General features: G+C 43.4%; 22 protein-coding genes and 4 tRNA genes. 14 read left to right on the forward strand and 12 right to left on the reverse strand.

Annotated features, from left to right (window positions below; all coding sequences use genetic code 11):
• Positions 1-175 precede the first annotated feature (175 nt).
• Both obgE and AC5RDS_RS10170 read right to left on the reverse strand, forming a co-directional pair.
• Positions 176-1,165 (reverse strand): GTPase ObgE, encoded by a 990-nt coding sequence (obgE, locus tag AC5RDS_RS10165; RefSeq protein ID WP_013612292.1) that lies wholly within the window; start codon positions 1,163-1,165, stop codon positions 176-178.
• Between the two features lie 35 nt (positions 1,166-1,200).
• Entirely contained in the window at positions 1,201-1,740 is a 540-nt protein-coding gene (locus AC5RDS_RS10170; protein WP_013612291.1) for a phosphoribosyltransferase, read from the reverse strand.
• 139 nt (positions 1,741-1,879) lie between these two features.
• On the opposite strand from AC5RDS_RS10170, the gene purE reads away from it, so the two are divergent.
• Both purE and AC5RDS_RS10180 read left to right on the forward strand, forming a co-directional pair.
• Complete coding sequence (gene purE / locus AC5RDS_RS10175) at positions 1,880-2,386, forward strand: 5-(carboxyamino)imidazole ribonucleotide mutase (RefSeq protein WP_013612290.1); 507 nt, start codon at positions 1,880-1,882, stop codon at positions 2,384-2,386.
• A gap of 348 nt (positions 2,387-2,734) precedes the next feature.
• Positions 2,735-4,795: a helix-hairpin-helix domain-containing protein gene (locus AC5RDS_RS10180; RefSeq protein WP_046404253.1), complete on the forward strand. Its 2,061-nt coding sequence runs from the start codon at positions 2,735-2,737 to the stop codon at positions 4,793-4,795.
• 6 nt (positions 4,796-4,801) lie between these two features.
• On the opposite strand, the gene AC5RDS_RS10185 is transcribed toward AC5RDS_RS10180, so the two are convergent.
• Positions 4,802-5,545, reverse strand: a complete 744-nt coding sequence (locus tag AC5RDS_RS10185; RefSeq protein WP_013612288.1) for a hypothetical protein — start codon at positions 5,543-5,545, stop codon at positions 4,802-4,804.
• Positions 5,546-5,630: 85 nt separating this feature from the next.
• Positions 5,631-5,789 (reverse strand): 50S ribosomal protein L34, encoded by a 159-nt coding sequence (gene rpmH / locus AC5RDS_RS10190; RefSeq protein ID WP_013612287.1) that lies wholly within the window; start codon positions 5,787-5,789, stop codon positions 5,631-5,633.
• 208 nt (positions 5,790-5,997) lie between these two features.
• Between rpmH and AC5RDS_RS10195 the strand changes: the two genes are divergently transcribed.
• Positions 5,998-6,867: a sigma-70 family RNA polymerase sigma factor gene (locus tag AC5RDS_RS10195; RefSeq protein ID WP_013612286.1), complete on the forward strand. Its 870-nt coding sequence runs from the start codon at positions 5,998-6,000 to the stop codon at positions 6,865-6,867.
• A gap of 50 nt (positions 6,868-6,917) precedes the next feature.
• On the opposite strand, the gene AC5RDS_RS10200 is transcribed toward AC5RDS_RS10195, so the two are convergent.
• Together AC5RDS_RS10200 and AC5RDS_RS10205 are read right to left on the reverse strand one after the other, a co-directional pair.
• Positions 6,918-8,549, reverse strand: a complete 1,632-nt coding sequence (locus AC5RDS_RS10200; RefSeq protein ID WP_013612285.1) for a sodium/sugar symporter — start codon at positions 8,547-8,549, stop codon at positions 6,918-6,920.
• Positions 8,550-8,569: 20 nt separating this feature from the next.
• On the reverse strand, positions 8,570-9,724 hold the full coding sequence (locus AC5RDS_RS10205) for a galactokinase (protein WP_013612284.1): 1,155 nt from the start codon (positions 9,722-9,724) through the stop codon (positions 8,570-8,572).
• Positions 9,725-9,987: 263 nt separating this feature from the next.
• Between AC5RDS_RS10205 and AC5RDS_RS10210 the strand changes: the two genes are divergently transcribed.
• From AC5RDS_RS10210 to pdxT, 3 genes are read left to right on the forward strand one after another with little or no spacing between them, the layout of a single operon-like run.
• On the forward strand, positions 9,988-10,962 hold the full coding sequence (locus tag AC5RDS_RS10210; RefSeq protein WP_013612282.1) for an aldose epimerase family protein: 975 nt from the start codon (positions 9,988-9,990) through the stop codon (positions 10,960-10,962).
• Positions 10,963-11,013: 51 nt separating this feature from the next.
• Positions 11,014-11,883, forward strand: a complete 870-nt coding sequence (pdxS, locus tag AC5RDS_RS10215) for a pyridoxal 5'-phosphate synthase lyase subunit PdxS (protein ID WP_013612281.1) — start codon at positions 11,014-11,016, stop codon at positions 11,881-11,883.
• Between the two features lie 36 nt (positions 11,884-11,919).
• Positions 11,920-12,492, forward strand: a complete 573-nt coding sequence (gene pdxT / locus AC5RDS_RS10220) for a pyridoxal 5'-phosphate synthase glutaminase subunit PdxT (RefSeq protein ID WP_013612280.1) — start codon at positions 11,920-11,922, stop codon at positions 12,490-12,492.
• A gap of 52 nt (positions 12,493-12,544) precedes the next feature.
• Here the strand turns inward: pdxT and rfaE1 are convergent, their stop codons facing one another.
• The 3 genes from rfaE1 to AC5RDS_RS10235 all read right to left on the reverse strand — a co-directional run bounded on the left by rfaE1 (position 12,545) and on the right by AC5RDS_RS10235 (position 17,820).
• Positions 12,545-13,483: a D-glycero-beta-D-manno-heptose-7-phosphate kinase gene (gene rfaE1, locus AC5RDS_RS10225; protein ID WP_013612279.1), complete on the reverse strand. Its 939-nt coding sequence runs from the start codon at positions 13,481-13,483 to the stop codon at positions 12,545-12,547.
• An 11-nt stretch (positions 13,484-13,494) separates the two neighbouring features.
• A protein-coding gene (gene prfB, locus AC5RDS_RS10230) for a peptide chain release factor 2 (RefSeq protein ID WP_013612278.1) occupies positions 13,495-14,608 on the reverse strand; the annotation gives its coding sequence in 2 pieces (ribosomal slippage) (positions 13,495-14,544 and positions 14,546-14,608; 1,113 coding nt in all).
• A gap of 68 nt (positions 14,609-14,676) precedes the next feature.
• Positions 14,677-17,820: a glycosyltransferase family 117 protein gene (locus AC5RDS_RS10235; RefSeq protein ID WP_013612277.1), complete on the reverse strand. Its 3,144-nt coding sequence runs from the start codon at positions 17,818-17,820 to the stop codon at positions 14,677-14,679.
• A 261-nt stretch (positions 17,821-18,081) separates the two neighbouring features.
• Between AC5RDS_RS10235 and AC5RDS_RS10240 the strand changes: the two genes are divergently transcribed.
• From AC5RDS_RS10240 to AC5RDS_RS10260, 5 genes are all read left to right on the forward strand, one after another.
• Positions 18,082-18,152: transfer RNA gene (locus AC5RDS_RS10240), tRNA-Gln, on the forward strand.
• A gap of 9 nt (positions 18,153-18,161) precedes the next feature.
• Positions 18,162-18,248, forward strand: a tRNA-Leu gene (locus AC5RDS_RS10245).
• 95 nt (positions 18,249-18,343) lie between these two features.
• A tRNA-Leu gene (locus AC5RDS_RS10250) sits at positions 18,344-18,427 on the forward strand.
• A 60-nt stretch (positions 18,428-18,487) separates the two neighbouring features.
• Positions 18,488-18,571 (forward strand) — tRNA-Leu (locus tag AC5RDS_RS10255).
• 169 nt (positions 18,572-18,740) lie between these two features.
• Entirely contained in the window at positions 18,741-19,745 is a 1,005-nt protein-coding gene (locus tag AC5RDS_RS10260; RefSeq protein ID WP_113028700.1) for an aminoglycoside phosphotransferase family protein, read from the forward strand.
• Positions 19,746-19,748: 3 nt separating this feature from the next.
• On the opposite strand, the gene AC5RDS_RS10265 is transcribed toward AC5RDS_RS10260, so the two are convergent.
• Complete coding sequence (locus AC5RDS_RS10265) at positions 19,749-20,357, reverse strand: NUDIX hydrolase (RefSeq protein WP_013612275.1); 609 nt, start codon at positions 20,355-20,357, stop codon at positions 19,749-19,751.
• Positions 20,358-20,399: 42 nt separating this feature from the next.
• On the opposite strand from AC5RDS_RS10265, the gene pyrE reads away from it, so the two are divergent.
• Both pyrE and AC5RDS_RS10275 read left to right on the forward strand, forming a co-directional pair.
• Positions 20,400-21,029, forward strand: coding sequence for an orotate phosphoribosyltransferase (gene pyrE, locus AC5RDS_RS10270; protein WP_013612274.1), 630 nt, complete (start codon positions 20,400-20,402; stop codon positions 21,027-21,029).
• A 346-nt stretch (positions 21,030-21,375) separates the two neighbouring features.
• The gene (locus tag AC5RDS_RS10275; RefSeq protein WP_013612273.1) at positions 21,376-21,858 is read left to right on the forward strand and encodes a hypothetical protein; all 483 of its coding nucleotides are present in this window, start codon (positions 21,376-21,378) and stop codon (positions 21,856-21,858) included.
• A 70-nt stretch (positions 21,859-21,928) separates the two neighbouring features.
• On the opposite strand, the gene clpX is transcribed toward AC5RDS_RS10275, so the two are convergent.
• Positions 21,929-23,143, reverse strand: a complete 1,215-nt coding sequence (clpX, locus tag AC5RDS_RS10280) for an ATP-dependent Clp protease ATP-binding subunit ClpX (RefSeq protein WP_013612271.1) — start codon at positions 23,141-23,143, stop codon at positions 21,929-21,931.
• A gap of 51 nt (positions 23,144-23,194) precedes the next feature.
• Positions 23,195-23,872 (reverse strand): ATP-dependent Clp endopeptidase proteolytic subunit ClpP, encoded by a 678-nt coding sequence (clpP, locus tag AC5RDS_RS10285; protein WP_013612270.1) that lies wholly within the window; start codon positions 23,870-23,872, stop codon positions 23,195-23,197.
• A 148-nt stretch (positions 23,873-24,020) separates the two neighbouring features.
• Between clpP and AC5RDS_RS10290 the strand changes: the two genes are divergently transcribed.
• The gene (locus tag AC5RDS_RS10290) at positions 24,021-24,545 is read left to right on the forward strand and encodes a superoxide dismutase family protein (protein ID WP_013612269.1); all 525 of its coding nucleotides are present in this window, start codon (positions 24,021-24,023) and stop codon (positions 24,543-24,545) included.
• The last annotated feature ends 43 nt before the right edge of the window (positions 24,546-24,588 follow it).

Below are 24,588 nucleotides of genomic sequence, written 5' to 3' on the forward strand. Positions count from 1 at the left end.
GCTTTTTCTGAACGCCCGACCGGTGGTGTCTGAGCGAAGCGAGTTCCGCCGGTCAGTGAAAGAAAAAGGTAGACGACCGACAGAAGCGACCGGGTCCCCCAACACGAACACCGAAGACGAACAAGTAACAAAATAATTCTACATTTATCGGTGTAAGGTATATAACTGCCAAAATTTATTCATTGAGGACTTTCCAGAGTATATCTTTCAATTCGGTAAGGCCGGTTCCTGTCACAGAGGAGATAAAGACATAAGGGATATCGGGGAGATCGCACTCCATCTCTGCCATCAGTTCTTTATCGGCACAGTCTGATTTTGAAATGGCCAATACGCGTTTTTTATCCAGAAGCTCCGGATTGTATTGTTTCAATTCGTTTAACAGGATGTTATATTCCTGATGAATATTCTGACTGTCGGCAGGTACCAGAAATAGCAATACCGAGTTGCGTTCGATGTGGCGCAAAAATCGGATACCCAGTCCTTTTCCTTGGTGTGCTCCTTCGATAATACCGGGAATATCTGCCATAACGAACGAACGTCCATCACGGTAATTGACGATTCCCAGGTTAGGAACGAGTGTCGTGAAAGGGTAATTGGCGATTTCGGGTTTAGCAGCAGATACTACCGACAATAAGGTCGATTTGCCGGCATTGGGGAATCCTACGAGGCCCACATCCGCTAATACCTTTAATTCGAGAATGACCGTCCGTTCGACGCGGGGCTCTCCGGGCTGTGCAAAACGGGGCGTTTGATTCGTTGCCGAACGGAAATTCCAATTGCCCAGACCTCCGCGTCCTCCCTTGACCAGGATAAAACTTTCCCCGTCTTGTGTGATTTCACAAATCGTTTCGCCGGTTTCTGCATCCCGGGCAACCGTTCCTAAAGGAACTTCGATTGTAACATCTTCACCATCGGCACCTGTACTCCGGTCTTCACTTCCGTTTCCGCCGTCACCTGCAAATACATGGCGCTGGTATTTCAAATGGATCAGTGTCCAGTAATTTCGGTTTCCACGGACGATGACATTGCCTCCCCGTCCTCCGTCACCTCCATCCGGTCCGCCTTTCATCGTTCGTTTATCCCGGTGTAAATGGGCGGATCCCCGTCCTCCGGCACCACTCCGGCAGAAGGTTTTTACATAATCGACAAAATTCGTAGAAGCCATAATATGAAAAAGTAAAAGGTAAAAAGTAAAAAATCTTAGGCATTCAGGATATAGAGATCCGGATAATTTCTTCCCAAACCATCGTAATCCAAGCCTCTGCCCACGACAAAATCGTTTTCCAGTTCAATGCCTTTGTAGGCGATGGGTACCTGACAGACTGCGGCTTTGGGTTTATGGAATAAAGTGGCGACGATCACTTGTTTCGGATTCTTAGCATGTAAATATTCCAGCAAATGCTTCATCGATCTTCCGGAGTCGATGATATCTTCCAGAATGACGACCGTACGGTTCTGTATGTCCTCTTTTAGCCCGATCAACTCTTGGATTGCTCCGGTAGAACAGGTTCCGCTATAGGAAGCGACTTTGACAAAGCTGATTTGTGTACCCGGAATGACGATTTGTTTAATCAGGTCTGATGTGAACATAAAAGAACCGTTCAAAATACTTAAAAATAGAGGTTGGGTATCGGCTAGCTCCCGGTTCATCTGTTCGGCCATTCGGGTAATGACTTGATCGATTTTAGTAGCTTCGATAAAAGGACGAAACTCTTTGTCATGTAATATGATATTTCCCATTTTGCTAAATTGCTATCCCTTTGAGTATTTATTTGGACAAAAGTAATATTTTTAAGGCATATATGGAGGGACAAATCAGATTATATTTATTTTTGTATCGATTAGTCTGATGAATTTTACCTTATAAAACAAATATCGAATGAATCCAAGAGTAAGTATTATTATGGGGAGTACTTCCGATCTGGCCATTATGGAGAAGGCGGCGAAAGTATTGGATGACATGGGTATTCCATTTGAAATGAATGCCTTGTCGGCTCATCGTACTCCTGCAGAGGTGGAGGCTTTTGCCAAACAGGCTGCAGAGAGAGGAATAGAAGTCATTATCGCCGGAGCCGGTATGGCTGCCCATCTGCCCGGAGTCATTGCGGCCATGACACCGGTGCCGGTGATCGGGGTGCCGATCAACGCCTCTTTGAACGGAATGGATGCTTTGTTGGCTATTACTCAGATGCCTCCGGGAATTCCTGTCGCTACAGTGGCTATCAACGGAGCGATGAATGCTGGAATTCTCGCCGTACAAATATTGGCTGTCGGAGATCGGGAGTTGAAAGAAAAGATGATTCATTTTAAAGAATCTTTGAAAAAGAAGATCGTCGATGCCAATAAAGAATTGGCTGCGGTGAAATATAATTTCAAAACAAATTGATCTGAACCGACTGATATATCATCCCGTAAAGAGTTATCTATTCTTTACGGGATTTTCTTTTGTAAATATTTTTAAATTAAGTTTGTTTTTAAGTAAATAATTCATAAATTTGAGAATATAATAAGATGAGGTGTTATTGTTGTGTGGTCATAGCGTGATGCCGGCGGTATAAGGTAATTTATTTTTTGTTCGTTCTGTTTCGTCGCTTAATTTCATACCGTCGGTATTTTTAATGGAGAGTTCCCCCTTGTGGTAACGGGATGTTAGGATTTTATATCTGATGCAGAACTACAGCTTACTGCTTGTTGCGAGGTCCGGCCTGGCAGAAGTTGTATAATTTTCAGTACGATGAGATGCTGGCAATTTGGGTTATTTCTATTGTTTTCACTGGTCTCTTTGGATGTTTGGGCACAGGATTTACCTGATATTGAACGTTTGTTGGAAGGAAATGATATTCTGAATACAGAAGATGGATACGAGGAGATGGTCGATATCCTTTCTAATCTGTTGATGACTCCTGTGAACGTAAATACGGCCGGGTTCGATTCCCTCAAGATGTTGTTTTTATTGTCCGACAGTCAGATCGACCAGTTGTTGGAATTTCGAAAGAAATACGGGAATTTTCTTCATATCAACGAGTTATTGTTGGTGCCGGGAATTGGGAAGAAAGATCTGGAGAATATCCGGTCTTTCATTACTTTAGGGCATCCGGAAGTGCAGGACCGGGTGAAAGCGATAAGGTTACGTAGCCGACAGGAATTACTGACCCGTGCCAAAGTGAGTCTCCCCTTGCAGGAAGGGTATACAACCTATTCTCCGGTTGATTTCGATACCCGGAAAGAGTATGAACGCAAAGTAGATAATCGCTTCCATGGCCCTCCGGTCGGGCTGTTACTCAAGTATAAAGCGACGATCGGACAACATCTGCAAGCTGGTTTGACTCTTGAAAATGATCCGGGTGAAGGATATTTTACCCGGTATCAGAAAACCGGTTTTGATTTTTTATCAGCCCACATAAGTATTCATACAGATCGTTTTTTCCAACGGATTCTTTTGGGTAATTACCGCTTACAATGGGGGCAAGGCTTAGTGGCCTGGGGTGGTTTTACTTCCGGGAAATCGGAGGTTGTCGTCGGAAACGAGAAATCGGGCAAAGGTTTTTCGCCCTACACTTCTGCCGATGAAAATAATTACCTGAAAGGCGTTGCCCTGACTTTGAAACCCTGTCGGCAGGTAACGGCGGATGTGTTTTTTTCCAGGAAGAAAACCGATGGTAATATCGTGCAGGCGGATACACTGGCAGAAGAGGATCTGCTGTCGGTTTCTTTGTATGAATCCGGTTATCACCGTAATAATAACGAGTGCCGGAAAAAACATACCCTGGAAGAACTGACTACGGGAGGAGCCGTACATTGGAATGCACCGGCCTTTAAGCTCGGTCTGAACGCTTTGTATTATGATTTTAAACCGGCCTTGATGATCGGGGATCGTATTTATCAGCAATATAACGATACAGGGCACAAACGTTTTTTGATGAGTGTGGATTATAAAACTTCGTTTCGCGGAATATATTGGTTCGGAGAAACGGCTTTTAGCGGAATCGGTTCCTGGGCTACGATCAACGGGCTGAGGTGGGGAAATTCATTCTTATCTGCCTGTTTGCTTTATCGTCGTTACGATAAAAAATATATCTCCCATTATGCTGCCGGATTTGGCGAATATTCCAATACATCCAATGAGGAGGGGGTGTATTTCGGTACCGATATATCTCCTCTGAAAAACTTGAAGATTAATCTGTACTATGATTGGTTTCGTTTTTTCAGTCCCCGTTATGGAGCTACTATTCCCGGATCGGGGTGGGAACTGTTGGGACAGATCGGTTACCGGCATGGGAATTGGGAACATCGTTTTCGGTTAAAACGGGAGATCCATCCCGAAGATACGAAAGAAAAAATCTCTGTTCAGCGGGAAAAAAGTGAATACCGTTATCAGATCGGTTATCGGGTAACTCGTCAGTTGGAGTTAAGAACACGTTTCAGCCTTTCTCATTACCATAAAGAACAGATCAAGGAAAAAGGTTTCCTGGTCTATCAGGATTTGATTTATGCAACCCGGAATAGTCGTTTTAAAATGCAATATCGTTTGGCTTGGTTTAAGACCGATTCCTATCAGTCCAGGATTTATGCATACGAGAATAATGTGCTGTATGGATACTCCTTTCCTTCTTTTATGGGAGAGGGGTGGCGTACTTACCTGAACTTGAGTTGGAAACCGTTAAACGGCCTGACTTGTTACCTGAAGGGTGGATTTACGGTGTATCCCGATCGGGAAGTAATCGGTTCGGGAGTCACGAAAGTAGAAGGAAATAAATTGTATGATCTTGCTTTGCAGTTACGTTTTACCTTTTGAGATCATTTATTCCGGTTTGTTTTTGGCATGCAACAAGTGCATGATTTCTTCATCCGTCAATTTTTTCACGTTTGTGATGATCATATTCTCATGTAAGAAATTACCGTATTGATTACATTCGTCGATAATTCCTGCGAAAAGGGGTTGAAGCTCTGTTTTCAGAGGAAGGAGCAACAGCATCACGGCATAATTCCCTTTAAATTCCGTAGATTCGATACAGCCTTGAGCATTGTTAATGGCTGTTTCTGCTTCATTTTTCAGCGTATTTTGCTGAAAAGAGGGTAAGTCGCCGGGAACGCGGTAAAAAAACACACAGAAATACCGCAATAATAGCCCTTGGCCTCCCAGCCCTGTAGAGATAAACACACCGGGATCGTCCAGCAGAGTCGATTGTAATAACATTCTGGATTGTTGGAGCGCTATAATCGCCCATTTTTTTAAGGGAGTGTCTTGTTTCGAAAAATTTTCGATAGCACGGTATACCGAAACATCGTCCAGAGTTGCCAATACGACCAGCATTTTCTTTTTGATTTCCGGGTCGATCGTATCGTCATAGAGGTCATTGATGTTTTCCAGGTATTGTTTGCTTGTTTTTTGGTAGTTTTCAGTTCGTTTACTGAGTAAGTTTACCATTTCGAAGTATTCTTTCTGCACCTTGATATCCACTTCTTCCTCCAGGATGCTGAGGTTGGAGCCGGCCATGGCCAGTAATTGATCGATATCTTCTATTTTCTTTCCCTGTTTACTCATGTTCGATGTATTTCTCAGACAAATTTAAGCTATTCCATATAAAAAAAGCTGCCCTCGGAGCAGCTTTTTTTATATCTGTAAAGAATTAGGCCTTGTGTCTGCGTTCATCAGATACGGTCAGCTTCTTTCTTCCTTTTGCTCTTCTTCTGGCTAATACTGCTCTACCTCCGGCAGTTGCCATTCTTTCTCTGAAACCGTGTTTGTTTCTTCTTTTGGTGTTTGAGGGTTGAAATGTCCGTTTCATTGTAAAATATATTTTAGCATTATTTTCTCACTTCGGACTGCAAAAGTAGGGATTTTTTTGGTGTCTCCAAAAAAAAGTTACTTTTTTTTACCTGATTACTTGTAACTAAGCCTTGGCTGGTCTCGTATTATTACTGAAAGATGAAAAAGAAGTCTGAAAATTTGTTTTTATAAATCAAATTATTAACTTTAAGAGCGATTATCCTGATATGAGACAGCTTAAGATTACCAAGCAAATTACGGGGCGCGAGTCGTACTCCATCGAGAAATATCTTCAGGAGATAGGTAAAATCCATGTTTTATCTCCCGAAGAAGAAGCCGATTTGGCAAAAAAAATCAGAAGTGGAGACCGGGCGGCAAGGGAAAAACTGGTATTGAGTAATCTGCGGTTTGTCGTTTCTGTCGCGAAACAGTATCAAAATCATGGGCTGACTTTAGGTGATCTGATCAATGAAGGAAATGTCGGATTGATCAAAGCGGCCGAATGCTTCGACGAAACCAAAGGATTCAAATTTATTTCTTACGCTGTATGGTGGATTCGTCAGTCTATCCTTCAGGCAATAGCTGAAAATGCCCGGCTTATCCGGTTGCCATTGAATAAGATCAGTACGATCAATAAGGTGAATCGGTGTTATACTTTGTTGGAACAAGAGTTCCAACGCGAACCGACAGAAGAAGAGATTGCAGAGAAAATGGATATGACGCCTGAAGAGGTAAAGGAAAACATGAAGATCGCCACGAAGCCGGTATCTATGGATGCTCCTTTGACGACCGATGAAGAATCTATTTCCCTCTACGATGTATATATCGCTCCCGATCCTTCTATCCAGGCTCCTGAAAGTTCACTGAATCAGGACTCACTGAAAACCGATATCGAACGTTCGTTCGCTGCTTTGTCGGTACGTGAAGCTACTATTTTAAGTATGTATTATGGCCTGAACGGATATTCCTCGATGTCACTCGAAGAAATCGGAACGAAATTAGGTTTGACGAGTGAAAGAGTCAGACAGGTGAAGACTAAAGCGATCCGGAAATTGAAAGAGGTGAAGAACAACAAACGGCTGAAGACCTATTTGTAAAATAAGGATAGAATCAGGGATGAAAGATAAGCTTTCATCCCTGGTTTTTTTTAGAAGAATGCGGTGTAGATCACTACCAATAAGATACAGATGATATAAGCACAAATATTGAATACTTTGTCTGTTTTAAACATATCGGCAGTCAGTTTGATCGCTTTCGGATCATCATCTGCGGGATTACTGCTCAGGCTGACCATAAAGATCACTACAATCGTCAACAAGGTTGCGTAGAACATTTGGTCCATGAACGGCATCTCGAGTGGTAAGAGTTTAAAGATCAGAGCGATTGGAATGGAACAAAGTACACCCCAGATCGCTCCTTTGTTCGTTGCTTTCTTCCAGAACAATCCCATTAAGAATACAGCCAAAATACCCGGGCTTACCAAACCGGTATACTCCTGAATGTATTGGAACATCTGATCGATACCTCCCAATAGCGGGGCCAGACATACGGCTATGATCAAGGCGATACCGGCTGTTAAACGGCCTACGTTGACCAGTTTTGTTTGCGAAGCTTCGCGATTGATATATGGTTTATAGATATCCATCGTAAAAATGGTGGAAGTTGAATTCAGCATAGAAGCCAGCGAAGAAACGATCGCTGCAGCTAAGGCGGCTAGTACCAGTCCTTTCACACCGACGGGAATGAAGGTACTGATCAGCCAGGGATAAGCATTGTCATTGTTCAATGCGGTAGAACCTGCAATTTCGAAAGCACTTCTGGCGCCGTACAGGTCTTCGGAATACATTACCCAGGCAACGATTCCCGGAATAACTACGATGAAAGGAATCAACATTTTCAGGAAGGCTGCAAAGGCGATACCCCGTTGTGCTTCTGTCAGTGATTTGGCTGCCAGGGTACGTTGGATGATGTACTGGTTGAAGCCCCAGTAGTATAGGTTGGCTACCCACAGTCCACCGATCAATACATAGATACCCGGAAGATTGTTGAACTCCTTGTTATCGCGGGAGAGTACCATATCGAATTTATCACTGGCAGCATCGGCGATGTGAGAGATTCCATTCAGGATTCCTCCGTCGGGAGTGACGTAATGCAAGGCGATTAAGGTTGTAATAATACCACCGATGACTAGCAGGGCAACCTGAATGACATCTGTCCAGGCTACAGCCGATAATCCGCCATATAATGAGTAAGCTGCTGCAAAAATAGCCAGCGCGATAATAGCCGGAACGATCATACTGCCATCTCCAACACCTACAATCGTGTCGATGGCTTTACCACCCAGGAATAATACAGAAGTCAGGTTGACAAAAACAAAGAGAGCGATCCAGAATACAGCCAGAATGGTTTTCAGATTGGTCGAAAACCGTTTTTCCACAAATTCCGGAATCGTGTAAATCCCTTGTTTGATAAAAATCGGCAGGAAGAATTTTCCAACGATAATCAAGGTCAGAGCTGCCATAAATTCATAGGAAGCAATAGCCAGACCTCCGGCAAAACCTGAACCGGACATACCGATAAATTGCTCTGCTGAGATGTTGGCGGCAATCAGAGAAGAACCGATAGCCCACCAAGGCAATGCTTTACTGGCCAGGAAGTAGTCCTCGGCAGTTTTGGTGTGTCCTTTTTTAGTCCGTGATACCCACAGACCTACACCCACTAGTAGAATCGCGTATATTCCGACGATTACGAAATCAATTATATGAAAACTTGGATTCATAATAAAATTTTATGTGATTATTAATTTAATTTACGTGCTCCTTCACCGATGTCGGCGATATAAAATGTGGCTTCCAGATGGGTTTTGTCCTTGTAGATTTTCCCTACTTCCCGGATATAACGATCGACCTGTTCTTCTTGAATCAGCGTTACGGTACAGCCACCGAAGCCGGCACCGGTCATCCGTGATCCTAAAACTCCTTCCAGCTGCTGACCTTCTTCAGCCAGGGTATCTAATTCGATCCCTGTCACTTCGTAGTCGTCTTTCAGCGATCGGTGGGAGGCATTCATCAATTGCCCGAATGTTGTCAGTTTACCTGCTTTTAAGGCATCGATGGCTTGTTTGACTCTGGCATGCTCGTGCACAGCATGTTTTGCTCTGCGGTAAACGATCGGGTCGGAAATCGAAGTACAATACTGCCCGAATTCGGTGGGCGTCAATTCACAGAGGAAAGTGATCGGATGCCGGCTTGAAATAGAAGCGACCGCCTGTTCACATTCGCTTCTCCGTTCGTTGTACTTAGAATCTGCTAATCCTCTTTTTTTATTGGTATTGGCGATGACGAGCTTATATCCTTCCATATGTAAAGGGACATACTCGTATTTCAGGCTGGCACAATCCAGAGCGATCGCGTGATTGGCTTTGCCCATGCCGACAGCAAACTGATCCATAATTCCACAGTTGACCCCGACGTAATCGTTTTCAGCTTTTTGCGAAATTTTGACCAGCTCGGTCATATCGAGGTGTACCTTCGTGACATCGTTCAGCATCACTGCTGTGACTACCTCGATAGAAGCTGAGGAAGAAAGACCTGCTCCATTCGGAATGTTTCCATAGTACAAAAGATCGTACCCCCATACGTCGGAGCCCCGTTCTGCAAATTCTTTCATCACGCCGATCGGATACTTGATCCAGGCGGTAGGTTTGTCTTCGAAAGCGTTTGCATTAGCGGTGTAAGAACGATCCATATTTACACTCGAAAAACGATTTTGACGGTCTTCACGCTTCGCTATCAAAAGATAGGTCCCGAAGCTCAACGCACAGGGAAAGACCAGCCCTCCGTTGTAATCCGTGTGTTCCCCGATAAGGTTCACCCGGCCCGGAGCAAAGTAGGTATGCTCCGCTCGTTTCCCATAGATTTCTTCAAATCTATGTTCTAATTCTAGTGTGTTCATATTTATTGTTAGTTGTGTTCTGCTCTATATGCTCTGCACGCAAATATTCGGACAAAAATATAACATTTTTTTAGTAGCACAACTTAAACTGTTAAGAATGGTAAGATATACACGCTATATCTTTTCATTATTGATGGTGATTTTTCTCTTTTTTATTAAAGGAAATTAATATCTTTGCGAACAGTTAGTAAGAAATTAGTTATTTTTTGTTTTAAAGTGTAAGGGATTGGTAGAGTAATTGGAATAAATAGAAGTATTTACGTATGAAACCACAGATCTATATATTGAAAAATACGCACCTCGAAGTACATATTTCTACTTTAGGGGCAACTTTAACCCGCATGCTGACGAAAGATTTGCAGGGAAAGGTTGTAGATGTGTTGCTGGGTATGGAAAAGGCCGAAGATTACGAATCGCCGGAATATATTGCTAGCGGAGCTTATCTGGGAGCGATAATCGGACGTTATGGGAATCGGATTGCCCGGGGAAGATTTGAGATCGACGGTGTAAAATATCAGTTGGCGATAAATAATGGTGAAAACCATCTGCATGGAGGATTGTGTGGTTTCGATAAAAAGATCTGGAACGTCGGACAAGCCGGTACAGATTCGCTGACGTTGACTTATTGCAGTCCCGACGGCGAAGAAGCCTATCCGGGAACACTACAGGTGAAAGTCGGGTTTTCGCTGCAGGAGAAAGCTTTACGAATCGATTATGAAGCTGTTACCGATAAAAAATGTTTTGTCAATCTGACTCACCATCCTTATTTTAACCTGAATCCGGAGGCTGCCGATATTAAACGACATACCCTGAAATTATATACCGACCGCTATTTAAAGACCGACGATTTGATTCCGGACGGGACTTTTGTTACGGCTACCGGAGATTATGATTTCACTTCGCCGGCATCTTTACAAGGTGTGATCGGAAACCAGGGAGGACTGGACGACTGTTTTGTATTCAACAATTCCGGGAAACTGATTCGAATGGCAGAACTTTTTGATGATCAGACAGGTATAAAACTTTATGTATGTTCCGATTATCCGGGAGTGCAAGTGTACACGGGAAAATTTCTGAATGTAAAGCAGGCTAAGGATGGTAAACAATACGGACCTTATGCCGGAGTAGCTCTGGAAGCTCAGTTCTGGCCCGATTCTCCCAATCATCCTGAGTTTCCGTCTACACTTTTAGTGCCGGGAGAAATTTATCGGAAAACGACCATTTATGGTTTTGAATGAATTTGAGTGATTCAAATAATATTTTATTAAAACTGTTTATAACCTACAATTATGGGAAAATATGAATTAAACAAAAACCTTGCACAGATGTTGAAAGGTGGAGTGATCATGGATGTGACTAATGCAGAGCAGGCAAAAATTGCTGAGGCAGCAGGAGCTTGTGCCGTAATGGCATTAGAGAGAGTACCGGCAGATATCCGTCGTGACGGTGGAGTTGCCCGGATGTCCGATCCGCAGATGATCAAAGCCATTCAGAAAGCTGTTTCTATTCCGGTGATGGCCAAAGTGAGAATCGGTCATTTTGTGGAAGCTCAGATATTGGAAGCCATCGGTATCGACTTTATCGATGAAAGTGAAGTATTGACGCCTGCCGACGAACTTTATCATGTAGATAAAACAGCCTTCAAAGTGCCGTTCGTATGTGGAGCACGTAATTTGGGTGAAGCTTTACGGCGTATCGGTGAAGGGGCTGCTATGATTCGTACCAAGGGAGAAGCTGGAACCGGAAATGTCGTTGAAGCGGTGACTCATATGCGCCAGATCAACGATGATATGCGGCGGGTGAAAAATGCCGGAATGGAAGAATTGATGAGTCTGGCAAAAGAATTCGGAGCTCCTTATGAATTAGTGAAATATGTACACGAAAATGGGAAATTACCTGTCGTGAATTTTGCTGCCGGTGGTATCGCCACTCCTGCCGACGCTGCCTTGATGATGCAGTTGGGCTCCGAAGGGGTATTCGTAGGTTCCGGAATCTTCAAATCCGGTGATCCGGCAAAACGGGCAAGAGCTATTGTTCAGGCTGTTACCTATTATAACGATCCGGTGAAATTGGCAGAACTGTCGGAAAACCTCGGAGAGGCTATGTCAGGACTCGAGATTAAAACATTGGAGAATAAATATGCTGAGAGAGGTTGGTAAATCCGATATATCCATTTAAACTCAGTAACTTTTTACATGAAAATAGGAATTTTGGGTTTTCAGGGTGCTGTCATCGAACACCAGCGACACATCGAACAATTGGGGCAGGAAGCTGTCGTTGTCCGCTATACGGAACAATTGGCCGAGATCGATGGTATTATTTTACCCGGAGGGGAGAGTACTACCATGGGAAAATTACTAAACAGGACCGGAATGATGGAACCGTTCCGTGAAAAAATTCAGCAGGGGATGCCGGTTTGGGGTACGTGTGCAGGCATGATCCTGTTGGCAAAGGAGTTGGATCAGGATCCGGTTGTGCATTTGGGAATGATGGATATCACGGTCAGACGGAATGCTTACGGTACGCAAATCGATAGTTTCGATACTCAGGTGGTGATTCCGGAGGTAAGCGATGAACAGATTCCGCTGGTATTTATCCGGGCTCCTTATATTGTCCGTACAGGAGAACGGGTAAAAGTATTGTGTGAAGTGGAAAGACATGTCGTCGCTGCCCGCGAAAAGAATATGCTGGCGACTTCTTTTCATCCGGAGTTGACCGGAAATGCCGCATTTCATCAGTACTTTATCGGTATGTGTAGCGGTAAGTAAAAAAGCCTGTTCCCTTTCTGAAAATATTCGTTTCGGCAGGGAACAGGATTTTTTATTTTTGTTGTACTAATTCTTCGATGGTAAGCGTAGCTGTACCGACTTTCTTCACGACGATACCTGCTGCAATATTGGCTGTTCTCATCGCTTCGCTGATTTCAAAACCTGCCGCCAGGCAAAGTCCGAGTGTCGCTACGACAGTATCTCCTGCACCACTGACGTCGAAAACTTCTTCGGAATGGGTCGGGATATGAATGGGGGGAATGGGACCGATCAGGCTCATGCCTTTATCACTGCGGGTGACTAGTAAGGCGGTCAGGTGATTGTTCGTAATCGCTTCCCGGGCTGCTTTTTCAATGGCCCGGTCGGTATTGGGTACCGTATAACCGACGATATCACTCAGCTCTTTAACGTTGGGAGTGACGATATCGGCGCCTGAATATTTCTCCCAGTTTTTCCCTTTGGGATCGATAATGACTTTTTTATCGTATTTGTGAGCTAACTTAATCAGATAACGGCATAAATCTTCGGATATCAAGCCCTTGCCGTAATCTGAGATCACCAGGATATCGTATTCCGGTAAAATCCGGCTGATCGTGTCCCGGAATAGCTTTTTATTGTCCGCATTCAATTCGCTTTTATCTTCATAGTCTACCCGGACGATTTGCTGTTTTCCGCCGATAATCCGTGCTTTGGTGATTGTCGGGGAGGAAGTTTTCAACAGAAAGGTGTCGATATTTTTGTGGCGGCTGATCCGTTCGATTTCTTTACCGAAAAGATCATGGCCGATAACACCACATAATAAACTATGTCCTCCCAGACTGACAATGTTGTTGGCGACATTCGAAGCACCTCCCAACCGGGATTCTTCTTTTTGAATGTTGACGATGGGGACCGGAGCTTCCGGAGAGATACGGTCTACTTTGCCGAAATAATATTTATCCAGCATGACATCTCCGACAATCAGAATTTTACTGTTTGAAAAATCTAACATCTTAGGCTAATTTATTCGACACCTCCGAATTCCATCAGGTAGGCTTTTATGAAACCGTCGATTTTACCATCCATGACTCCGCCGACATCGGAGGTCTGAAAATTAGTCCGGTGATCTTTTACCCGGCGGTCATCGAAAACGTAACTCCTGATTTGTGAACCCCACTCAATTTTTTTCTTATTACTCTCGATCTTCTGTTGTTCTGCCATCCGTCTTTGTAATTCCATATCATACAACATAGAACGCAACAGACGCATAGCGTTTTCACGATTGTCCAGCTGAGAACGGGTTTCGGTATTTTCAATCAGGATTTCGCGGGTTTCACCGGTATCCGGATCTTTGTAATTGTAACGTAGGCGTACACCCGTTTCTACTTTATTTACATTCTGTCCGCCGGCTCCTCCCGAACGGAAAGTATCCCAACTGATATCCGCCGCATTGATGGCTATCTCTATTGAATCATCCACCAATGGTGTCACGAATACAGAAGCAAAAGAAGTCATTCGTTTACCTTGGGCATTGAAAGGAGAGACCCTGACTAAACGATGGACGCCGTTTTCACCTTTCAGGTAACCGTAGGCGAAATCGCCTTCCAGCTGCAACGTAACCGTCTTGATTCCGGCTTCATCGCCTTCCTGAATGTTACTGACCGTCAATTTGTAGTTATTGGCTTCTGCCCAGCGCATATACATTCGCATCAGCATGGAAGCCCAGTCCTGACTTTCTGTTCCACCGGCACCGGAATTGATTTTAAGGATGCAGCTCATCTGATCGGCTTCACCCCGTAACATATTCTTTAATTCCAGCTCTTCCACCAATTGCAGGGTTTCTGCATAGTGGGTATCCACCTCTTCTTCGGTAGCTTCGCCTTCTTTGGCGAAGTCAAAGAGGACGTTCAGGTCGTCTACCGAACGGGATACAGCTTCACAGCCTTCTATCCAGCCTTTCAATTCGCGTACCTGTTTCATCACCTTTTCCGCTTGCTTCGCATCGTTCCAGAAATCAGGAGCTTGGGTACGCATTTCTACTTCTTCGAGCTCTATTTTTTTACGATCGATGTCAAAGATACCTCCTCAGAGCGCCACTGCGTTCTTCAACTGCTTTCAGTTGATCTGTTGTTATCATAATATCGTTTTTTTTTGTGTGTATATTTTATGCTGCATATCATCCGGTATGCAGCATAAAATGAATTATTATTTCCCGGCTTTGTCCGCCGTATCCTTCATCAACGGTTTATCGGGAGAAATATGTGAAGGATTATATAATCTCAATACTTTGTCCTGCAATTCCTGTGCCAGTTCTTTTTGTCCTGCCTGGGTGGCAAAAGCCAATAATTGCTTGATCACTTCGATGCTGAGTCTTTCCTCTTGTTGTATACTCGGAGTATTGGCAAATTTCGGCTCGAGTGAATTGGCATATTTCAACATCTGATAGTTGTTCGTTGCCAGTTCGTTGAGCAAGTGGTTCGCCTTTTCGGTTTCTCCCAGTTCGTAATACATCGGTATATAGAACAGCATACTATTGTCTGCCGGTACCTGATACAGTGGAATTTCTTCCAATGACTTATCCAGAACGGCGACCGCTTCGGCTTGTTTACCTTCGTCATACAGTTTCTGGGCCAACCGAAGGAAGGTATTCCGGTATTTCATGACGGCGATGGTCTGATCGTGGAAGAAGTCGATGTTTACTTTCGGATCTTTGATATTTCCCCATTCGAATTTATTCATGATATTATCGTAGAGGATATCGCTGTCGATCCGTCCGTAATCATAGAATTCGGCTTCTTTCGTTTCGATAGGTACGACGCGGTAGGCCGCCCCTTCGAGCTGGAAGTATTTTTCCAATCCCATATAGGCATCCGAACCCATACCGATTCCGAAATATACCGGACGTTCCCAGTTGTTCGTCGATAAAATATCCAGGACCATCAGTTGTGATTTGGTCAAGCCTTGCATCGGCAAATGCAGTCTCAGGTCTTTGACGATCTGATCTGCATCCTGGGGTTTAACCGTCCCATTGGCGATTACTTTGGCCGAATCTACCGGAAGGATAACGTTACGTGTCGGTATAAAATCGAGTTCCTTGATATATCCCTGTAATTTTGTCTGAGGCAGGTCGCTGGCGACAAACTCCATGACATCTTTCAGGTTTCCTTCTTTGAACTGATCCCTGATCAATACATAGTCCCGTTTCCCATCCCGGTATTGTTCATGAGTGAACGAAATCGGCACTCCGGAAGATTCATAAGCTTTCCGTTTCATCTGGTCGATATACCAGGAACCGGATAACAAACTTAAATTGACGACCCGGACATCCCGCCGTACTCCTTCCACTTCTTGTACATACCACAGTGGGAAAGTATCGTTATCTCCATAAGTAAATAAAATTGCATTCGGAGCACACGAATTGAGGTAATTACGGGCATGGGCTGTCGTGGCATAACGGGCATGACGGTTGTGGTCGTCCCAGTTTTGGGCGGCCATATTGACCGGAATGGCGAACAGACAGACCGTAGTAACGGCAATGGCCGATACCCGTGGATCTATATTTTTGATCTTTTTATTCAGAAATTCCCAGATAGAAAGCACACCCAGGCCGATCCAGATGGCATAGGCATAGAAAGAACCTGCATAAGCATAGTCCCGTTCCCGGGGTTCCATCGGAGTCTGATTTAAAAAGACGATGATGGCTATACCGGTCATGATGAACAAGAGCATGACTACCCAAAAATCCTGTTTTCCGGTTTTCCCCTTCCGGTATTGGTAAAACATCCCCAACAGACCGAGCAGAAAAGGCAACATATAATATTTATTGTTTGCTTTTTCATTTTTCAAATTGTCGGGTAATTCATCCTGATTTCCCAGGCGTAATTCATCCAGAAATTTAATGCCGGTGATCCAGTTGCCGTGCATGATGTCGCCATATCCCTGGATATCGTTTTGGCGTCCGGAGAAATTCCACATGAAATACCTCCAGTACATATGCCCTAACTGATAATTGAAGAAATAACGCATGTTATTACCGAAACTCGGGCGGGTGATGGTCTCGCCGTTGACCGTATAGGTCGGACCGTTGTTTCTTCCTGCCCAAGCCTGGTATTGATTGGCAAAGTTGGGCCGGGTATCGCTGTACATACGTGGGAAGAAACCACAAAACCGTTTGTCGTATTCATAGATGGTTTTGTTACCGATTTTTTCATAGACCCCGGTTTCTTTGTTCTGATAATAGATCGGTTCGCCCTCCTTCGTCCCTACTTGGGGAGCATTGAAATACTGGCCGTAGAGTAAAGGAGCGTCACCGTATTGGTCACGGTTGATGTATGACAATAAAGAGAATACATTGTCAGGGCTTCCTTCGTCGATAGGAGGATCGCTTAATGAACGGATAACGATCATCGAATAAGAAGAATAACCGATCAGAATCACCATAAAACAAGTCAGGATGGTATTCCAGACAGGCATCCCTTTTTTCAGCGTATAACGGATACCCCAGACTAAAGCCCCGATAATCAGTAATACATAGATGATCACTCCGGTATTGAAAGGAGCCCCCATTCCGTTGACGAAAGTCAGCTCGAACCAACCGGCTACTTTGATCACGCCCGGAATGATTCCGAAATTAACTACACCCAGGATAAATACCGAAAGAATGCCTGTTTTGATAAATCCCCGTACGGTGGGTGTATATTTTTTGAAATAATAAACAAACACGATTGCCGGGATTGCCAGCAAGTTCAATAAGTGTACTCCGATAGACAGTCCGATCAGGTAAGCGATCAGGATCAGCCAGCGGTTGGCATAACGTTCGAAAGCGACATTTTCCCATTTCAGGATAGCCCAGAAAACTACCGCAGTAAATAAAGAAGACATCGCATACACTTCGCCTTCTACGGCTGAGAACCAGAACGTATCTGTGAAAGTATAAGTCAAAGAACCGATCAGCGAAGCTCCTAATATCGCAAACATTTGTCCCATAGTCATTTCTTCACCTTCTTTTACAATAAGCTTACGGGCCAGGTGAGTGATCGACCAGAACAGGAATAAAATGGTCAGCCCGGAACAAATGGCCGACATACAGTTGATCATATAGGCTTGGGTATCTGCCGATGGAGCAAATATCGCAAACAACCGCGAAATAATCATAAATAACGGTGCTCCGGGGGGATGTCCCACCTGTAAGCCCACAGACGTGGTGATGAACTCTCCGCAATCCCATAGGCTGGCCGTTGACTCAGCTGTGAGTATGTAAGTCATACTCGCGATAACGAAAGTGACCCAACCGGTAACCCTGTTAATCAGCTTGAAGCTTAAATTAGGATGATCTTTGATTTTATACATATTCATTAATTAAGATAAATTTGCGATTATTATGTGCGTAAAAAATCATTATTTCCTCCGTTTTGAAGCTTTCTTGCCCTTGGGGCGTATTTGAATAAATAGACATAAAGTGTTAAGTGTCTGGTTATCAAAAGATGACTTCATAACGAAACAACTAATGAAGCACGAAAATAATTATTTTACTCGAATTTTCCTCATTTTTTTTGTTGGAAAAAAAAAAGGTCATATATTTGCACCGTCAAAAATGACACTATCAATGATTGTCCCATTGTGTAATGGCAGCACAGCAGGTTTTGGTTCTGTCAGTCCAGGTTCGAATCCTGGTGGGACAACACTTGATTGCCCAAGTGGTGAAATTGGTATACACGCTAGTTTCAGGTACTAGTGGCTTCACGGCCGTGTAGGTTCGAGTCCTATCTTGGGCACCAATTCAATTAAGGTTTACGATTTTAGATTGTAGATTATTTCCTGAGTAATCGTAAATCAAAATCAGCGGTCGTAAACTGAAAGTGTTCTTTTAAATGCCCGAATGGTGAAATTGGTATACACGCTAGTTTCAGGTACTAGTGGCTTCACGGCCGTGTAGGTTCGAGTCCTATTTCGGGCACCGACTTTGAAATTTACGGTTTCAGATTATTTCTAAAATAATCTGAAACGTAAAGGATTGGCCCAGGTGGTGAAATTGGTATACACGCTACTTTGAGGTGGTAGTGGTCGAAAGGCTGTGCAAGTTCGAGTCTTGTCCTGGGCACTGAAATAGATGAAGACATGAAAAACCGTTGTATTTACAGCGGTTTTTTTGTTTTCTGAAATTTTCGGAAACTTTGGGAAATTCGTAAAAAATTTCAACATTTGTTTTGATAAAAGTCTGCTTAGAAGCAGCTGTTTTTTAGGGTAAAAAGATTTCAATAACAGATAAAGTGAATCAGTTGATAGAGCAAAAGTTTCTGGCTTTATTCGAACAGCAATGGGGGAAGAAAGCCGACCGGACCGAGATGTTACCGGCTTCCGGGTCTGCACGTAAATATTGGCGTATATATTGGAACGGGGAGTCGTGCATTGCGGCCTGGAATCGAAATGTGGAAGAAAATCGCTTGTTTATCGATTTTTCCCGGCATTTTGCAGAGAAAGGATTACATGTACCGCAAATTTATGCGGTATCGGAAGATCGGAAGGTTTATCTACAGGAAGATTTGGGTACGCAAACTTTATTGGACGTGGTCGGGCAGGAGCGAAAAGGAAATAGTTTGTCGGAGCATTCGATGCAACTTTACCGGAAATCTTTGTCCGAATTATTGCGGTTTCAGTTGATCGGGGGACAGGGACTGGATTATGCCCGTTGTGTCCCACGTCCTGTATTCGACCGGCAGTGTATCCTGTGGGACCTGAATTATTTTAAGTATTGTTTTCTGAAATTGGCAGGAGCGGATTTTTCAGAGCAGGCGCTCGAAGATGATTTTGTCAGGCTGACAGATGCTTTGGTTCAGGAACCTGCGGATAGTTTTATGTTTCGTGATTTTCAGTCGCGGAATATTATGGTCAGAGCCGGAGAGGTTTGGTTTATCGATTATCAGGGAGGACGGCAAGGGGCTTTACCTTATGACGTAGCTTCGTTATTGTATGATGCTATCGTAGTGATTCCTGATGAACAACGGGAAGAGTTACTGGATGGATATATCTGCGGATTACAGGCTTACCGGACGGTGGAGCCGGGACTATTCCGTCATGTTTTTTATCGTTTTGTATTGGTACGGCTGTTGCAGGCGATGGGGGCTTTCGGGCTTCGGGGACTTTACGAAAGAAAACCGCATTTTATCGATTCGATACAACCCGGTCTGCACAGCATTGACCGGCTTTTCCAGTCCGGTAGGCTGGATGCCGATTATGCCGAAATCAGGCGGGTTTGCAGGCAATTGCTCGAATAGCTCCTAGGCTTCGGTTTGGAGTTTATGGAATACTTCCCGGAGTGAAGGATAGGTCTGGTTCGATAGCTGGGAGAGATTGTGTATCGGATACCAGAGCACTTCTTCGATATCCTCTTCGGTCTGAGGAATAAAAGATTGACCTGAAGGGGCAGACATCCGATACCAATATGTTTTTTTCAGGAACCAACTTTCATTCCGGTAATAAATATGGAGGGTGGTGTCTAAAGGAGACAGAATACTTACTTGTTTTAACCCGCATTCTTCTTCTACTTCCCGGACGGCACATTGTTCCATCGTTTCTCCATATTCCAGATGGCCTTTGGGTAGGTCGATCATTCCTAATCGTTTGATGACCAATATATCGGAATTTTGTATGACTGCTCCTCCTCCGGCTTTGACATAGGTGAAACAAGACTTGAAAATAGTAAACAAATCCTCCGGATCTTCATCATAAAGTACGGCTTTGAAAGGGATGCCTTTTTCCAGAGTTTGGTAAATGAAATTTTTCGTGGTCATAAAATCCCGGTGCACCCAACGGATATCCCCTTCTTTTAGTAAATTCTGATTATCGGTCAATAAAAAACAGCTCTCTTTAAAAAATACTTTATACATTTGCAAAAATTCTAGTATTTAACAATACAAAAATAGATAAAAATGAATACAGTTGCAGAAAAAGTGGCATCCTATTTATTGGATATTAAAGCAATTAAATTGGAACCTACTCATCCGTTTACCTGGGCTTCCGGATGGAAATCCCCGATCTATTGTGATAATCGGAAGACGTTGTCTTATCCTGAAGTTCGTTCATATATCAAAGAACAATTTGCAGCATTGATCCGGGAGAAATATCCGCAGGCAGAGGTGATTGCCGGGGTTGCTACCGGAGCTATTGCACAGGGGGTGTTAGTTGCTCAGGAATTGGGATTACCCTTTATTTATGTGCGATCTTCAGCTAAGAGTCATGGTTTGGAAAATCTGATCGAAGGTGAGTATAAAGCAGGGCAAAAGGTCGTAGTTATCGAAGACCTTATTTCAACCGGTGGTTCTAGTTTACAGGCTGTCGAAGCTTTGCGGAATGCCGAATGTGAAGTGCTGGGCATGGTTGCCATTTTTACCTATGGCTTCCAAAAGGCTGAGGATAACTTTAAAAATGCATCCTGTGAACTGACCACTTTAAGTAATTACAATGCTATGATCGATCTGGCTGTGAAAGTGGGATATGTACAGGCTGATCAGGTGGAAAAATTGAAAGAATGGCGATTGAGTCCTGAGACTTATAAATGAGTTAAAAGAGTTATTGAGTTGCTGAGTTAAAAGAGTTATTGAGTTGCTGAGTTAAAAGAGTTATTGAGTTGCTGAGTTAAAAGAGTTACTGAGTTAAAAAGAGTTGCTGAGTAGCTAAAGTGGAAGAGGGGAATAGATTAAGGGGTTGTCGATTCATCGTGTTGGGGAAGGAAATTATTTTTAATGCTAGACTTATAATTTATTAACTCAATAACTCAGTAACTCAGTAACTCAATAACTCATCAACTCATCAACTCATCAACTCAATAACTCATCAACTCATCAACTCAATAACTCATCAACTCATCAACTCAATAACTCATCAACTCTTTTAACTCATTAAATTATGTCGACAACAAAAATTACAAGTGAGATCTTAAAAATAGAGAGTCCTATTCGGGATGTTTATGCATTACTTTCCGATTTCAGCCGGATCGGTCGTTTGGTAGAGATGGCCAAACAAATGGGGATGACTAACGGATTGGAGATGGATAAAATCTCGGAAAAGATCGAATCTACCCGTTTTACAGAAGATGCTTGCTACATAACCTTAAAAGGTATGGGGGAGTTGGCTGTAAAGATCGTGGAGAAAGAAGAACCCAAATTAATAAAATTAGGAGGGGATGGAGCTACACCTTTTGAATTTAATTTATGGATTCAATTGTTGGAGAATGGACCTTACGATACCCGGATGAAGATTACTTTCCAGGGAGAGTTGAATATGGTGATGAAAATGATGCTGAAAGGAAAACTGGAAAAAGGAATCAATCAATTGGGCGAGGGGCTGGCAAAAATCCCTTATAGTTTGTTGAGTAATTCAGGTTTTTAAAACATAATTATTTTGAAAATATCCTCAGGTGTCAGGTGCACAATCGGATATTTTCAAAATAATTTTTATTTTATGCCCTCAATTTCTGGGCATTCACGCGATTCATCTTTTCTTCGGCATAAGCTTTGGTAATCGTAATATTTTTCTTTCCTTGTGAAGGTACTTCAAACATCAGGTCGGTCATAATTGCTTCGCAAATCGAGCGTAAGCCACGGGCGCCAAGGCGGAATTCGATAGCTTTATCGACGATATATTCATAGACATCTTCGTCGAATTTGAGTGTAATCCCATCCAATTCGAACAGTTTGATATATTGCCGGATAATAGCATTTTTAGGTTCTGTCAGAATATTACGTAACGCTGCCCGGTCCAACGGTTCCAGGTAAGTCAATACGGGGAGACGGCCGATGATCTCCGGAATCAACCCGAAAGATTTCAAATCCTGTGGGGCGATATATTGAAGGAAATTCTCCCGGTCGATTTTTTCTGTATTTTGGCTCGCATTAAAGCCGACGACCATCGTATTCATACGGGCTGCGATTTTCTTTTCAATACCATCGAAAGCTCCTCCGCAGATAAAGAGGATATTTTTAGTATTGACAGGGATCATTTTTTGATCCGGATGTTTACGTCCACCTTGTGGAGGAACGTTGACGATAGAGCCTTCCAGTAATTTCAATAGTCCCTGCTGTACTCCTTCGCCGCTCACGTCGCGGGTGATCGAGGGATTATCCCCTTTCCGGGCGATTTTATCCAGTTCGTCGATGAATACAATCCCTTTTTCTGCTGCCTCGACATCGTAGTCGGCTGCTTGCAGCAAACGGGTCAGGATAGATTCGATATCTTCCCCGACATAACCGGCTTCTGTCAGTACGGTCGCGTCTACGATGGTAAAAGGCACATGTAGCATTTTGGCAATTGTTCGGGCCAATAGGGTTTTGCCGGTACCTGTACGACCTACCATAACGATATTGGATTTCTCGATTTCCACTTCGTCGTTACCGGCTTTATGCAAAAGCCTTTTATAATGATTGTAAACGGCAACTGCCAGGTGTTTTTTCGCTTCATCCTGGCCAATGACATATTGGTCCAGAAAAGCTTTGATCTCTATGGGCTTTTTTACTTCGATATGTTCCAGGTTGAGTGTCGATTTACTTTTCATCTCTTCCTGGACGATATCATAGGCTTGTGAAGCACACTCATCACAAATAAAACCGTCCGTCCCCGCTATCAACAAATTAACTTCGTTCCGGTTACGTCCGCAAAATGAACATTTATCCTGCATCTTTTATTACTTTTGGGTCGATAAGAGCTCATCGACCTGCAATTTTCAATTTTATTTTTTAGCTCTGGTTAATATTGAATCGATCATACCGTATTCTTTAGCTTCTGCTGCTGTCATCCAGTAGTCCCGGTCGGAATCTTTTTCTACTTTTTTGTAGGGTTGACCGGAATGTTCGGAGATGATGGTATACAATTCTTTTTTCAGTTTCTGTACTTCTCTGGAAGTGATCTCGATATCCGCAGCCTGGCCTTGTACGCCACTCATCGGTTGGTGGATCATAATCCGGGAATGGGTTAGAGCCGAACGTTTTCCCTTGGTTCCGGCAGTCATCAGTACCGCTGCCATCGAAGCTGCCAAACCGGTACAAATAGTCGCTACATCACAATTGATATATTGCATCGTGTCGTAAATCCCCAAACCGGCATAGATAGAACCTCCCGGGCTGTTGAAATAAAGCTGGATATCACGCCCCGGATCGGCAGTTTCCAAAAACAACAACTGGGCCATAATGATATTTGCCACATCGTCGTCGATGGGTACTCCTAAGAAAATAATCCGATCCATCATCAAACGGGAAAAAACGTCCATGGTTGCAATATTCAGTTGGCGTTCTTCTATGATATTCGGAGTGATATAACTGTTCGTAGCTGTTTGAAACCGATGAAGGTTCAGACTACTGATCCCTTTGTGCTTTATAGCGTATTTTTTGAATTCGTCTTGTGGAAACATAGCTTTTTTATTAGTTTTCAAGGGGCTAAATTACAAAAAAACTATGCAATAGCAAAATCAATGGATATCGATCTTGAAACGGGCGACTTGAAACTTTATCCGGTGAAGCCGCGTATAATCCTATTACAGAATTTTAAATGGACGAGAAATGAGGTTAGTATTGTTTTTTCTTTTGGTTTTGTCGGTATTATGTATGTCTCAGACAATTGAACAAAAATGTATCGAGAAGCCGATTTATGAGCTGTCGGAAAATGGGAAAGGTAAAATTGTAGGTTCGATCGAAGTGAAAGAACAAGGGAAAGGAATAGCGATTCATGTCGTTGCCTCCGGCTTGAAGCCGGGACAATATGGTTTTCATATGCATGAAAAAAATACGATGAGTAATACCACCGATGACAAAGGGAATACGGTAATAGGTGGAGGACTAGGTGGACACTGGGATCCGGATAATACGCATAAACATGCAGGTCCTCATGGGGATGGACATCGGGGAGATCTGGAAATGTTACAAGTCGGGAAAGAGGGAACAGTCGATCAAACCGTGATTTCGACCCGGATACCTTTCAAGGCTGTCAAAGGGAAGGCTTTCGTTATTCATGCGATGCCCGATAATTTTACGGATCATCCGGTCAATGGAGGAAGCGGTGCCCGTATGTATGCTGCCCCTTTTTAGAGATTACAACGATTATTTTTAACACTGATAAGTTTTTTCACCA

It is taken from the genome of Odoribacter sp. (assembly GCF_985060555.1).